The organism is Halomonas sp. SpR1, from assembly GCF_031010175.1.
Classification (GTDB): Bacteria; Pseudomonadota; Gammaproteobacteria; order Pseudomonadales; family Halomonadaceae; genus Vreelandella.
In genome coordinates this window covers 56,905-68,783 of the sequence record NZ_JAUAMB010000027.1, presented here as the reverse complement: position 1 = coordinate 68,783, position 11,879 = coordinate 56,905, and the positions used below count along the sequence as shown (strand labels likewise).

At 52.6% G+C, this 11,879-nt stretch carries 14 protein-coding genes; 8 read left to right on the top strand and 6 right to left on the bottom strand.

Going from position 1 to position 11,879, the window contains the following annotated elements; all coding sequences use genetic code 11:
- Positions 1-299: 299 nt before the first annotated feature.
- Positions 300-1,253, bottom strand: coding sequence for a helix-turn-helix domain-containing protein (locus tag QT231_RS17260; RefSeq protein ID WP_308338075.1), 954 nt, complete (start codon positions 1,251-1,253; stop codon positions 300-302).
- A 148-nt stretch (positions 1,254-1,401) separates the two neighbouring features.
- Between QT231_RS17260 and QT231_RS17255 the strand changes: the two genes are divergently transcribed.
- The 4 genes from QT231_RS17255 (at position 1,402) to QT231_RS17240 (ending at position 4,154) form a co-directional block, all read left to right on the top strand.
- Positions 1,402-2,280, top strand: coding sequence for an MBL fold metallo-hydrolase (locus QT231_RS17255; protein ID WP_308338074.1), 879 nt, complete (start codon positions 1,402-1,404; stop codon positions 2,278-2,280).
- A gap of 124 nt (positions 2,281-2,404) precedes the next feature.
- Entirely contained in the window at positions 2,405-2,950 is a 546-nt protein-coding gene (locus QT231_RS17250; RefSeq protein ID WP_308338073.1) for a cysteine hydrolase family protein, read from the top strand.
- Positions 2,951-3,136: 186 nt separating this feature from the next.
- Positions 3,137-3,598 carry a GNAT family N-acetyltransferase gene (locus tag QT231_RS17245; RefSeq protein ID WP_308338072.1) on the top strand — a complete coding sequence of 154 codons (462 nt, stop codon included), beginning with the start codon at positions 3,137-3,139 and terminating at the stop codon, positions 3,596-3,598.
- Between the two features lie 115 nt (positions 3,599-3,713).
- On the top strand, positions 3,714-4,154 hold the full coding sequence (locus tag QT231_RS17240) for a GNAT family N-acetyltransferase (RefSeq protein ID WP_165603347.1): 441 nt from the start codon (positions 3,714-3,716) through the stop codon (positions 4,152-4,154).
- A 228-nt stretch (positions 4,155-4,382) separates the two neighbouring features.
- Here the strand turns inward: QT231_RS17240 and QT231_RS17235 are convergent, their stop codons facing one another.
- A complete protein-coding gene (locus tag QT231_RS17235) occupies positions 4,383-6,251 on the bottom strand; it encodes an EAL domain-containing protein (protein WP_308338071.1) in 1,869 nt (622 codons plus the stop codon).
- Between the two features lie 265 nt (positions 6,252-6,516).
- Between QT231_RS17235 and QT231_RS17230 the strand changes: the two genes are divergently transcribed.
- Positions 6,517-7,311 (top strand): 2OG-Fe dioxygenase family protein, encoded by a 795-nt coding sequence (locus tag QT231_RS17230; RefSeq protein ID WP_308338070.1) that lies wholly within the window; start codon positions 6,517-6,519, stop codon positions 7,309-7,311.
- 76 nt (positions 7,312-7,387) lie between these two features.
- On the opposite strand, the gene QT231_RS17225 is transcribed toward QT231_RS17230, so the two are convergent.
- Positions 7,388-7,921, bottom strand: a complete 534-nt coding sequence (locus QT231_RS17225; RefSeq protein ID WP_308338069.1) for an invasion associated locus B family protein — start codon at positions 7,919-7,921, stop codon at positions 7,388-7,390.
- 173 nt (positions 7,922-8,094) lie between these two features.
- Positions 8,095-8,862, bottom strand: coding sequence for a phosphatase PAP2 family protein (locus QT231_RS17220; RefSeq protein ID WP_308338068.1), 768 nt, complete (start codon positions 8,860-8,862; stop codon positions 8,095-8,097).
- A gap of 368 nt (positions 8,863-9,230) precedes the next feature.
- On the opposite strand from QT231_RS17220, the gene QT231_RS17215 reads away from it, so the two are divergent.
- Both QT231_RS17215 and QT231_RS17210 read left to right on the top strand, forming a co-directional pair.
- Positions 9,231-9,983: a Crp/Fnr family transcriptional regulator gene (locus QT231_RS17215; protein WP_308338067.1), complete on the top strand. Its 753-nt coding sequence runs from the start codon at positions 9,231-9,233 to the stop codon at positions 9,981-9,983.
- A 176-nt stretch (positions 9,984-10,159) separates the two neighbouring features.
- Positions 10,160-10,531: an NUDIX domain-containing protein gene (locus QT231_RS17210; RefSeq protein WP_308338066.1), complete on the top strand. Its 372-nt coding sequence runs from the start codon at positions 10,160-10,162 to the stop codon at positions 10,529-10,531.
- On the opposite strand, the gene QT231_RS17205 is transcribed toward QT231_RS17210, so the two are convergent.
- Entirely contained in the window at positions 10,479-10,784 is a 306-nt protein-coding gene (locus QT231_RS17205) for a type II toxin-antitoxin system RelE/ParE family toxin (protein ID WP_308338065.1), read from the bottom strand. The genes QT231_RS17210 and QT231_RS17205 overlap by 53 nt on opposite strands.
- Positions 10,772-11,029: a type II toxin-antitoxin system Phd/YefM family antitoxin gene (locus tag QT231_RS17200; RefSeq protein WP_308338064.1), complete on the bottom strand. Its 258-nt coding sequence runs from the start codon at positions 11,027-11,029 to the stop codon at positions 10,772-10,774. Before QT231_RS17200 ends, QT231_RS17205 begins: the two co-directional genes overlap by 13 nt.
- A 181-nt stretch (positions 11,030-11,210) precedes the next feature.
- Between QT231_RS17200 and QT231_RS17195 the strand changes: the two genes are divergently transcribed.
- A complete protein-coding gene (locus QT231_RS17195) occupies positions 11,211-11,837 on the top strand; it encodes a LysE family translocator (protein ID WP_308338063.1) in 627 nt (208 codons plus the stop codon).
- The last annotated feature ends 42 nt before the right edge of the window (positions 11,838-11,879 follow it).

The window sequence follows — 11,879 nt, the reverse complement described above, 5'->3', positions numbered from 1 at the left end:
AGAAGCTCAGGAAACAAGGTAGCTTGGGATCGGGATTCACCTGCGACGAACCGTTTCATCGGTACCTCCCACACTTAGTCATGGGATAAGTATAGCGACAGCTACGTTTTCACACAGCCTCGGCCGAAACCAGCCTTTCAAGGCCATCAGAAAAGGGGAATGTCATCAATATGGTTGCATTCCTTTTTGCCTAAGCCATGCGCTGATTCAAAACGCGATGAATCTTGCAGGTGACTTCAACCGGTTGAACCGGTGAAGCCATAAACGCAGCCAATGGCAGGGTAGGGCTCCGATATACGTCAGGCATTGTCGCCGAAGGTCTTACGCCAGTCGCGGGGGCTCACTTGATTGCGCTGCCTAAAATGTTGTCGGAAAGACGTTGCTGTGTGAAAACCTACTCTCTCTGCAATTGCTTCTACCGATAAAGAAGTGGTTTCCAATAGCTCGCGCCCATGTCGTAACCGCTCGTTCACGAGCCACTCCACCACCGTCATGCCGGTCGCTTTTTGAAAGTGACGTGTAAAGGTACGTCGGCTCATGGCGGTTCGAGCCGCTAAATCATCAATACTATGCGAAGCGGCTAGGTTTTCTCTCAAATAGTCTAATAAGCGATTGATGTGGGCATCCTGGGTAGAGACGGCAACGGGTTGCTCAATAAACTGCGCCTGCCCGCCTTCGCGATGCGGCGGAACCACCATGATACGGGCAATCTTGTTGGCAATCTGCGCGCCGTAATATTTGCGCACCAAGAACAAGCAGCAGTCCAGGCCAGCAGCCGTGCCAGCGGAGGTCACAAGACGCTCCTCCTCCACATAAAGCGCATTGGTGTCGAGTTTGACGCTTGGGAAGCGCTCACTGAAGTCCTGCTCAGCTACCCAGTGGGTTGAGGCCCGCCTGCCATCCAGTAAGCCAGCGTAGGCCAGCGCATATGTGCCGAAACAGAGTCCCACCACGTAAGCACCCCGTTCATGGCAGCGAACGAGCGCCTCGGCCAGCTCAGGTGCTGGCGATTCATCCAGGTCATGCCAGCCGGGTACCACGGCGATATCCACGTTGTCCAAGAGCGCTAAACCGCCATCCGTCCTTAGCGTCATTACCCCCTCACTCTCTAGTGACGTTCCCTCTGGTGCCACGATGGAAAGATCGAACAGCGGTTGATCTGGCAACTCCATCCCGAACACCGTATAGGGCACCGAAAAATGGAAAGGGGTGATACGTGGATGAAGAATCAATCCGACACGAGGTAAGGGCAAGGCTTTGCTCCTAAGGTTTTATTCACTTAAACGGTACCATGCTGGCCCAAAAGTTTCGATCATTGTCTGTCAGGCCAATGTTTATGTCGGTCGCCTCTCTCTAAACTGCATGGCATCAACCCAATAACGTATTGGAGGACGTCATTAGATGCTCACTAAGACTTTAGCCAGTTCACTTCTGTTAGCCTCGGTTTTCATTGCCGGTAGCGCATTCGCAGCGTCAGGTGCTCAGGAGACAATCCAGCAGGTACAGCAGATTCGTAACGCCACGGTGAAAATCACCTACGGGGATACCACTTTCTTGATTGACCCTATGCTGGCTGAACAGGGCGCCTATCCAGGTTTCGAGAACACCTACCGCAGCGAGTTGCGTAACCCACTGGTCGGGCTGCCAATGCCAGCAGAGGATGTGATCGACGGCATAGACGCCGTCATTGTTACCCATACCCACCTTGACCACTGGGATGACGCCGCCCAGGTGCTATTACCGAAGGGGATTCCTCTGTTCGCCCAGAATATAGAGGATGCTGAGCTGATTCGCTCTCAAGGTTTCAGCGATGTGCGCGTTCTTGTAGATGGTACCGAGTTCGGCGGAGTGCAGCTTCACAAGACGGGTGGTCAGCATGGCTCCGACACCCTCTATGCTGTTCCTGAACTGGCGCAATCGCTCGGCGAGGTCATGGGTGTGGTCTTTGAAGCACCAGGACAGAAAACCACCTATTTAGTCGGCGATAGCGTATGGCGCGACGAAGTTGAGCAGGTACTGGCGCACTTCAACCCTGAGGTGATTGTGCTGAATACTGGTGCCGCAGAAGTGACTGGCTTCGAAGGTGACCCCATTATTATGGGCAAGGAAGACACGCTGCGTACTCATCAGGCAGCCCCCAGAGCCACCATTATCGCGGTACATATGGATGCCGTGAACCATATGACGCTAAGCCGTGACGAATTGGCTGACTACGTGCAGGAGGAGGGTCTCCAGGAGCACGTCTTGATTCCCGCCGACGGCGAACTAGTCTCCTTCTGATTCTCAAGGGGCCTCCATCCTTATGGTGGCCCATGTCATTATGCCAGCGTGCCGACTGAGCGCTCGTTCAGAGGGTAATGTCACCAAAACGCTGGGTAAACGCTATTGAAAGAGGATTAACACTATGAGTAATCTCGCCATTATTGTTGTCGATATCCAGAATGAATATTTCCCCGGTGGAAAGTTGCCGCTGATAGGAATTGAAAAAGCAGCGAAGAATGCAGCCAAGGTCATTGAGCATGCTCGATCGACAAAAGATTTTGTCGTCTATCTGCAACATGAGTCTACTGATTCAGAAGCCCCTTTCTTTACCCCCGGTTCGCAGGAGGTGGCTATCCATCCTATGGTCGCTCCCCTTGAATCGGAAACAGTGCTAGTGAAGCATTTCCCCAACTCGTTTCTTGAGACTGGTCTGAAAGAGCTGCTGGATAAGCAGGGTATTGATGAAGTCGTGGTCATTGGCGCCATGAGCCATATGTGTATTGATGCAACAAGCCGTGCAGCGTCGGACTTAGGCTATAAGACGATGACCATACACGATGCTTGTGCCACTATGGATCTTGAGTTCGATGACGTGAAAATACCTGCGCATCAGGTTCACGCCTCGATAATGGCAGCCTTGGCATTCGCCTATGGAACGGTAATCACCACGAGCCAATATATCGAGTAACGTTATAGACTTGTAAGCTGTGTTTATCTCAATGCCGCCTTCGTGAAATCACTGATGGTCGGCGGTATTGGGGTGACGTCGCTGGCTGGGTAAATAAATAAAGATGACCGGCGATGGAGACGGCTCGAAATCGGGTTTTCCTTCAGCCTCGTTAGGCCTATAACCAACCATTACACATGGTTCGCAATGAAAATCACATACAGAGTAGCAGCACCTGAAGACACGCCCGAGTGCATCGCGTTGAGAGGTAAGACAAGAGAGAATGCTTTCTCTGTCGAGCAATTGGAAGAGCTCGGCATAACTCTGGATAGCTGGCAAACAGGCATTAGTGATGGTTCCTTACCTGGCTACGTCGGTGTTAGTGAAGGAAGGATTGTCGGTTATTGCTTTGGCGATAGAGAAACTGGAGAAATTGTTGTTCTTGCATTGTTACCAGAATACGAAAACAAAGGTATCGGCAAGATCCTACTAAATCTCATGACTGAAGATTTCAAAGTACTCGGCTTCAAGAGGCTTTTCCTCGGTTGCTCATCCGATCCGAGAGCTCGTTCATATGGTTTCTATCGACATGTAGGATGGCGTTCAACTGGAACTTTTGATGATGCAGGTGACGAAATACTTGAATACATTCCTCCGCCATTAAAATAAATTAGGAGGTTGTAAACTTACATCGCCTAACAAGTGTTTTAAATCACTCGTTCCGTTCGCTGGGATGAGTTTAAGCTCGACCCTAACTCAAATGCTAATCATACAGAGATCCACTATGGAGATTCGACAGGTTGAGCAGAAAGAAATTGAAGGCGTTCTAAACCTGATCGATGAGTATGATCGACCTCGTTCACCTAGGCCGTCCTATGACGACATGCGCACCATTCACAAAGCTATACTGGAAACCGGTGGATGTGTAGTCGGTGCTTTTTCCACTGGGAGTATGGTCGGCACTTGCACCATAAATATTTGCGCAAATCTGAGTTGGTCTGGTCGCCCATATGCGATCATAGAAAACGTAATTGTTTCCAAGAGTCACCGGAATCAGGGTATAGGCAAGGCTATCCTTGAGTATGCAACAGACTTCGCACAGCAAGCTGGTTGCTATAAAGCGGCGCTCATGACTGGCTCCAAAGAACCTGCAACCCATAGGTTATACGAGTCCGCAGGCTTTAGCGCGAGCAAGCAGGGCTATCAAATACGGTTTAATGCTTAACGAGGCTATTTAATACGCTGCCTGCTGTCGCCGAGCCTCATTTCACCGTCACTCGGCTGTTTATGGCGAGCGGTATATAAGATGTGCCAAAGGATAGCCTCTGGCCGATAAAGGCGATCCAGCTAGGGCCAAAGAGTCAGTCCCAGCGATCAATGAGCATCGAGGTCATTCACAAAGTCTCCAGGTCATGGCAAACCTGGGGGGGGGTACGTCAAATCACGACGAGGCTCAGCTCGATGGCCCTTCGTGACTAGGCACGAAACCGCCCAGCAGGCGGTCGATTTCCTTGGCCGGCATCGGACGGTAGAAGAAGAACCCCTGGATGAGGTCGCAATGCATTTCGCGCAGCAATGACAACTGTTCGGCGTTTTCGACGCCCTCGGCCACCACCTCCAATCCCAACCGATGACCGATGAAGATGGCACCCTCCATGATGGCCCTATCCTTTGGCTGTGTGAGAGCGTCGTTGATGAAGGAGCGATCGATCTTTAGGGCAGTGGCTGGAAAGTGCTTGAGGTAGCTCAGGGAGGAATAACCGGTTCCGAAGTCGTCGATAGCAATATGAATACCGCGATGATAGAGGCGCCGCAGGTCCTCGAGGACGGTCTCGTCGGCTTCGATCAGGACATTCTCGGTCAATTCGATGCCGATATCCCGCGGAGCTAAGCCGTGACGCTGCAGCGAGTCCTCGAAGCCTTTGAGGGCATCGGGACGCACCAGTTGGCGACCCGATACATTGATGTCGATGCGGTGCTGATGAAACCCCTTGGCACGCCATTCCACCTGCTGGCGGCAAGCCTCTTCGATGACCCAGTCGCCCAGACGATGGATCAAACCGGAACGCTCGACCAGCGGGATAAACTCGCCAGGCGAGATCGTCGGGCCCTCGGCAGGCTCCCAGCGTATTAAGGCCTCGAGATTCTCTATTCGCCCACTGGCCGCGGAGACCTGGGGCTGGTAGTGGAGGGCGAATTCACCGTTATCCAGGGCTTCCTCGAGTCGCGCCGAGAGATAGTGCTGGCGAACCAGCTCATCATGGAGCTTCTGTTGGAAGAAGCGAACAGCACCCCGACCATCCAGTTTGGCACGATTCTTGGCAACATCGGCATTACGGATCAATTCGCGTGACGATTCACCATTCTCGGGAAAAAGCGCCACGCCTAGGCAGGCCGTGACCTGACGCTCCCGACCATCCAGGACAAAAGGTTCCCGAAAGACATTCTGGACATGACGAACGACCCGTCTGACATCGGAGTCCAAGTGGACGCCGGGAAAGGCCAGCACGAATTCATCGCTAGAGACACGAGACACCAGGTCGGTAACTCGCTGGCGCTCTCTCAGTCGCCGAGTCAGCTCAACGAGTAGGCGATCACCCTGATCATAGCCAAGAGCATCATTGATCTCGACGAAGTGATCGATGTCCACATAGATGGTTGCCAGGCCATTGCCCTGGCGTCGACAGGAATCCAACAGACCGTCCAGCTCGACCTCGAAGGTCTGGCGGTTAGGTAGGTGGGTGAGCCTGTCGAAATGGGTGGCGAATTCCAGGTCACGGTGGGCGCGCTTCTGGTCGGAAAGATCAACATCCACGCAAAACATCAAGGGTGAGTCGGTATGCTCATTGAGCATCAGGTGCTGCGAAAAGACCGATACCAGTTCACCGGTTTTATGCTTGAGCTCGAGTTCATCGGCGGGTATATCGACCCCTTCTTTGATCCAGGCATCATGTGCCTGGATCACCTCGTCACGCATTAAGGCAGGAATGATCAGATCTTCCAGTAACTGTCCCAGGGCTTCCTCAGCGGTATAGCCATAGAGGCGAGTGCTACCCTCATTCCAGTAAATCACTCGCCGATCGCGATCATACCCCTGAACCGCCACCTTCGGCAGACTCTCCAGCAGGGTGCGGAATCGCTGCTCACTCTCCAGATACTGGCGGCGTACTAACTCGACTTCTTCCCTGCCGACATCATGCGAATCAATGCCATCCGTTGGAGGTATCTTTGACACCTTCAACACGAGCGCACCGGAAAACTCCCTGCGGTTCTTCTTCAGGCGTTCCGGATCTCTGTGATGTCGGGAATCGCTGGCAGTCATGGGATCCACTTAAAGAAAAAACACTGTCAAGAGCCATCATAATGGCAACAATAGTCACTTTATTGTGATTATCCTACACCTATGTCAAGGAGGTAACCTAGACATATACGTCATCAGCGGTCTGATCCTGTTTTCAAAAAAATTACTCTTTCTTAGTACATTTTTTTGACATATCTTTGCAAATCTTTTCATTTCTCTCCTGTTGACCGCGTTCTTACACCGGCAACACAGGGCAATTCCGCCCAGTTAACAGGAGAATACCAACATGAAACTCGATACCCTCAAGCACGGTTTTGATCTCACCTTCATGCCTGCCGATTCACTCGCCGATTATTGGCATCCGGGAGTGATCGAGGCGCTGAGGCATCAGGATTGGGCGAAAACCGATATTCGGAAACGAATCGATCTGACTGCCTGGCAGGGGTTTACCGCTGACCTGCCGCGCGACCCTTATGTGAACCAGCGATGGAAGCGGATGTCATGGCTCGCCCTGAATGATCAGGGAGATGTCGAGGATATGGGCCAATGCCCCATGGCCCAGGGAGGGGCCTTCAATGACGCGGAAAGCATGGCGGATCGCCTGCGGTACTATGATCCGCTGACTCGGGAATTCATGGCGCGCCCTGATGTGAAGGCCTTCGTTCGCGCCTGGGCAAAGCTGTGGAGTATCGGTGCGCGCGAACCCATCCTGATGCAGATCACCGGGGTTCGCGGAGAAGGCAGCATCGACCCCCTTCAGGGACAGGGGATTCATGCCGATGGCTGCAAGGCCTTGAGCATTCTGGTCCTCAATCGAGAAAACGTGGCAGGGGGTGAAAACCACCTCTACGGCGACAAGGCTGGCACGCAACCCTTGGTTGATATCACCCTGAGTCCGGGTGATATCCTTCATCTGCGCGATGACCGGCTATTCCACAGTGTCGACGGGATCGAACAGCTCGACAGCGAGACACCCTTCGAGCGATTCATCATCATTATCAATAGCCGTTTCGTGGACGACTTCCAGAACCGGATGTTGCGCCGCTACTTCCCGGAAGCGGTTCTTAATGAGTGCTACTGACACTCTCTGTAAACTGAGAACCTAGCAACATCAACGCCCCCGGAATTCCGGGGGCGTCTTGTTCGGGGGAGTGAGATCAGGGAGCGATGCGGGCGCTGGCGTCGGTAAAGCCGATCAGCGAAATTTCTAGGTCCATGCGGTCACCGCGTGGACTAATCATGCTGAGGGTTGCCGTATTGCCACTGCGGAGTTGCTGCAACAGCGACGACTCAATGGGCACGTCAGCACGGCACCCTTGCTCCTGGCAGACCTGATAGGGGAACTGGATTGGCTCACCGTTATCCACACTGAATTGCAACCCCGGGGCGAGACGTACCCCCAACGGTACGAAGAAGCTCATCACCGGGTCATCGATCTGGGGTGGGTAGTCGAGTATTACCTGCATCAAGGGCTGGTCGCTGTCAGGTTGAGTGATCAATTGCGACATCGCACAAGGGCTCGGGCCCTCGGCACCACGCTGGCAACGAACTTCCCAGTCCTGGAACGATTCGGTAGTGACATCATTACCAGAGGTTGCCCCCGGTTGTTGTTGGCTGAATGCATTGGGGGACAACGCCAAGAGCGATAGTAGCCCCATTCTGAATAGGTTTTGAGTAAGAGAGTTCGGCATTGGCGTTACCTCCTGTTGATCCGCTGATGGTGGATAATAATGCTCACCATGCCTGCTTGTTCGCTTGAGGTCGAGCCCTTGATGTACGAGAGCGTGGTTGAGCGGTTTATCTTCCTCCCCACCCAGTTTTCCTGAGCGTTCTTTTATTTAAATGATAGGGCGGTTTGATCGCTCTAACGGCTGCTGTTTATCCTGCCCGAGCTGCTAGCTTCCGTTTCTACCTGTCCGCGCCGTTGCATCCAGCGCATCACGATCCAGCACAGCGCTGCCCAGCTCGCCCCAGCCGTCCAGCCGGCAAGTACATCGGTCGGCCAGTGGACACCGAGATAGACGCGGCTTATGCCCACTAGCAAGGTCAACAATATCGCCAGTATCAGAAGGTAAGCCTTCAGCCTCAGCGCGGGCTGTACGCGAATGAGTAGCGCGGCCAGGGTGAGGTAGGTCACGGCAGACATCATTGAGTGGCCGCTGGGAAAGCTCGCGGTGTAGACCATGGCTTCATGGGGCACGAGATCCGGGCGAGGGCGATCAAAGCCCAGCTTCATCACGGTGCTGAGTAGCATGCCGCCGGGCACCGCGATTGAGGCAAAGAGAGCCGCGCGATAGCGTCTGGCGAGTAACAGGTAGCCCAGGGCGCCCAAGGTGATGAGTACTAGCACGCCGACGCCACCTAGTGCCGTAAAATCCCGGGCCATTTCCTCAACCCAGCCCGGCCCGATCGGGTCGCTAAGATCTACCGGGTTGCGAAGGGCGAGCAGCAAGCTCTCATCGATGCTATGGGTGTCCCCCTCGGTGACTTCTTCGGCCAGCGCGACGAACCCCCAAATCCCGCCGGAAAGTACCGCAACGCATAGCAGCATCGCTAGTTCATAGCGGCCGAGCCGAGCCAGCAGGGAAAAGCTTTTGCGCCCAACTTGCCCCAATTTTTCTCGGTGCTTCATTTGCAACTCCTTTGCTTTGATAAAATGATACGCAACGTCGATTCCGACGGTCTTATTGTGCCTGTGTTATCAATAGCGCGGAAAACCGCTTACTTCTATAGCAGAATGACTTTTTGCCAGGGGCGCTTATCAGGATAGTCAGGCATTGTCGCCGAAGGTCTTGCGCCAGTCGCGGGGGGCTGACTGATGGTGCTGCTTGAAGTGTTGCGTCAACGACGTTGATGGGGGGCATACGGGAGCCGGATCCTCCCTGTAAAAATCACGCAACCGTTTGATAATAGGCATAATTCATAACCTATGTTAAGTTGGTAATGTAGGCAAGTGCTTTAGAATAAGGTTAATAAATCATTTGCCTAAGAGGTAACAGAGTGTCTCTCATCGATACAGTAGTGATGCGGGGCCTTAGTACCCAAGGCGCGCTGTCTCCAGAAGACAAAGCGCTATTACTGGGCCTTGAGCTCAGCCCTAGATATATGTCAGCTAACGAGGTGTTATGGCAGGAGAGCGAGAATGCTGATTTGTTCTGTGTGGTCAAAGAGGGCTGGGCACATTCATATCGCAACTTGAAAAATGGTTCGAAGCAGATCCTCAAGTTCTACCTTCCTGGCGATATCATCGGCATTCGCGATTTTGGCTTCACACGTCGGCTGGCAAGTGCGGCGATGATTAATGAAGGTGTGATCTATCCATTCTCATATCAGCAGATTTTTGAACTCTTCGGGCGTTCGAACCTGGCCGTCGGCATCATGGCCACAGCGATGCGCCAACAGGCGCAACTCTCCGAGCGGCTAATTTACCTCGGCAAGTATTCAGCCCACGAGCAGTTGGCACACTTTCTTTACGAAATCTATCTGCGGCTCAAACGGATCAAGGCCGTTGAGAACAACAGCTTCCTCATGCCGCTTACTCAAGAGTTGATTAGCGACGCGCTGGGGATGAGCCCGGTACACGTGAGCCGAACCTTCTCGATGCTGCGTGAGGAGGGACTGGTATTCCGAGATCGCCAGCACGTGAAGTTGCCCGATCCCGAGGCGTTGGCGCGGTTAGTCGAGTTCAATGACAGCTATATCGATGAACTCCTACCTCCGTCATTTTCTGAGCTTTTAAAAGCTAGCCCGTAAAGTGTTGGTAGCCTCTATTGGCTGATAACAGCCCCACCAAAGCCCACAGTGTCCACGAAGAGCGGGTTTAACCATCACGTATAATCATATTTAATTAACTTAAATACGAGATAAAGCAGATCTAACTGCTGAGAGGGAGCACTATGTTTCCAGTATCAATCAAAGGTGTTTTGGTCTTGCCATCTTATGAGGTGGTGCTGGCGCTCAATGATCGTAATGAGTGGGAACTGCCCGGTGGGCGTATTGAGATTGACGAGAGTTCTACCGCTTGCTTGGCTAGGGAATTCAAAGAAGAGCTTGGTATCGATGTTGAGGCAGTCAACCTAATCGATACTTACCTGTTTGAGGTGATACCGGATAAACATGTGTTTATTGCCACTTATAGTTGTCGCTTGATTGGGGAATTTAACCCAGTAGTGAGTCACGAGCACCGCAAGATTGCGACGTTTCCAATCGATGATTTACCGACTAATCTTCCCAGAGGCTATGTGCGCTCTATTCGCTGCTCTCAAGCATGTACGAACGGAGCTGCCGCTCCTCTCGCATGACATAGAGGATCAGAATCCGAGTCTCGTCTTGACGATAAAAAATGCGACACGGCGGGATTACTACTTCCCTGTATACCGAATTAGGGAGCTCTGGGGGAGTCCGTCCGGATTGGGGAAAATCTTCCAAACGATCGGTTTTATCGAAAATCTTTTTGACTAAAACTCTCGCGGCTGCAGGCTTATCAAGCGCAATGTATTCAGCTAGAGCATCCAACTCCTGAAGGGCTGGCTCAGTCCAGATTACTTCAGCCATTTACTCATTTTCTCCCTGGCCTCACTTTGGCTGTATATTCTTCCCTCAAGCACAGCACGCTCTCCTCGTGAGAGCCCTTCAAGTAGTTCAAGTCGGCGCTGCATGAATTCATAATCCTGCACATCAATAAGATAAGCAGATGGCTGACCATGCTCTGTGATGAGTACCGGCTCCTTCGACAAATGGAGGTCTGCCAAAATTTTTGTTGCTTGGCGCTTTAGGTTCGTAACAAGCTCAACTTTCATGGGGTTTACTCTGAGTCAGACCAATAGTGTCACTATAGTATCACTCTCTGGGAGCGGCAACGTCAGTTAACATGGCAGACAACTAAGCGTTTTAAAATGACGCAATAAAGCCTCACAGAGCATTCCAACCTTCGTTGAGCTTATGCTAACTTAGCATTAACAACCTGCGAGGTAGCTTTCCATGTCGATTGAAATCTGGTTTGCCTTTGCTCTTGCCTCAGTGGCTCTGCTCGCCATCCCGGGGCCAACGATTTTGACTGTGGTCAGCTACTCTATCGCTCAAGGCAGGCGCGCTAATATTCCGCTTGTCGCTGCGGTGGCGTTGGGGGATTCAACGGCGCTGCTCTTTTCACTACTGGGTCTGGGGGCGGTGTTAGCCACCTCGGCCTTTTGGTTCACCGTGATCAAATGGATCGGTGGTTTATACCTGCTCTATATGGGCATAAAGCTGCTGCGTGCCGGTATATTGTCTGTGCAGCCAGTAACACCGGCGGTATCAGGTTCGCGCTGGAAGCTGTTTACCAACACCTATCTCGTTACTGCGCTTAACCCGAAGGGCATTATCTTCTTCGTCGCCTTCTTACCGCAATTCGTTAACCCGAATGCTGATGCCGGGCAGCAGCTGTGGGTTCTAGCGACCACCTTCGTGGCGTTGGCAACGCTCAATGCCACCCTTTACGCCGTATTCGCGTCGTCGGTACGCAAAATGCTTACCTCGCGCCGTGCCCAGCGTCGCTTTAACCTCGTTGGCGGAACGTTACTCTCTTCGGCGGGTATTTGGGCGCTGCTGGCTAAGCGGCCCGCTTAAGCAGAGGCCAGTAACTTGATGACGGCAACGCTGTTCCTATCA

Excerpts from the sequence above, each read along its gene's own strand:
- QT231_RS17255 (WP_308338074.1), top strand. The coding sequence starts at position 1,402 with ATGCTCACTAAGACTTTAGCCAGTTCACTTCTGTTAGCCTCGGTTTTC.
- QT231_RS17250 (WP_308338073.1), top strand. The coding sequence starts at position 2,405 with ATGAGTAATCTCGCCATTATTGTTGTCGATATCCAGAATGAATATTTC.
- QT231_RS17245 (WP_308338072.1), top strand. The coding sequence starts at position 3,137 with ATGAAAATCACATACAGAGTAGCAGCACCTGAAGACACGCCCGAGTGC.
- QT231_RS17240 (WP_165603347.1), top strand. The coding sequence starts at position 3,714 with ATGGAGATTCGACAGGTTGAGCAGAAAGAAATTGAAGGCGTTCTAAAC.
- QT231_RS17235 (WP_308338071.1), bottom strand. The coding sequence starts at position 6,251 with ATGACTGCCAGCGATTCCCGACATCACAGAGATCCGGAACGCCTGAAG.
- QT231_RS17230 (WP_308338070.1), top strand. The coding sequence starts at position 6,517 with ATGAAACTCGATACCCTCAAGCACGGTTTTGATCTCACCTTCATGCCT.
- QT231_RS17225 (WP_308338069.1), bottom strand. The coding sequence starts at position 7,921 with ATGCCGAACTCTCTTACTCAAAACCTATTCAGAATGGGGCTACTATCG.
- QT231_RS17220 (WP_308338068.1), bottom strand. The coding sequence starts at position 8,862 with ATGAAGCACCGAGAAAAATTGGGGCAAGTTGGGCGCAAAAGCTTTTCC.
- QT231_RS17205 (WP_308338065.1), bottom strand. The coding sequence starts at position 10,784 with ATGGCTGAAGTAATCTGGACTGAGCCAGCCCTTCAGGAGTTGGATGCT.
- QT231_RS17200 (WP_308338064.1), bottom strand. The coding sequence starts at position 11,029 with ATGAAAGTTGAGCTTGTTACGAACCTAAAGCGCCAAGCAACAAAAATT.
- QT231_RS17195 (WP_308338063.1), top strand. The coding sequence starts at position 11,211 with ATGTCGATTGAAATCTGGTTTGCCTTTGCTCTTGCCTCAGTGGCTCTG.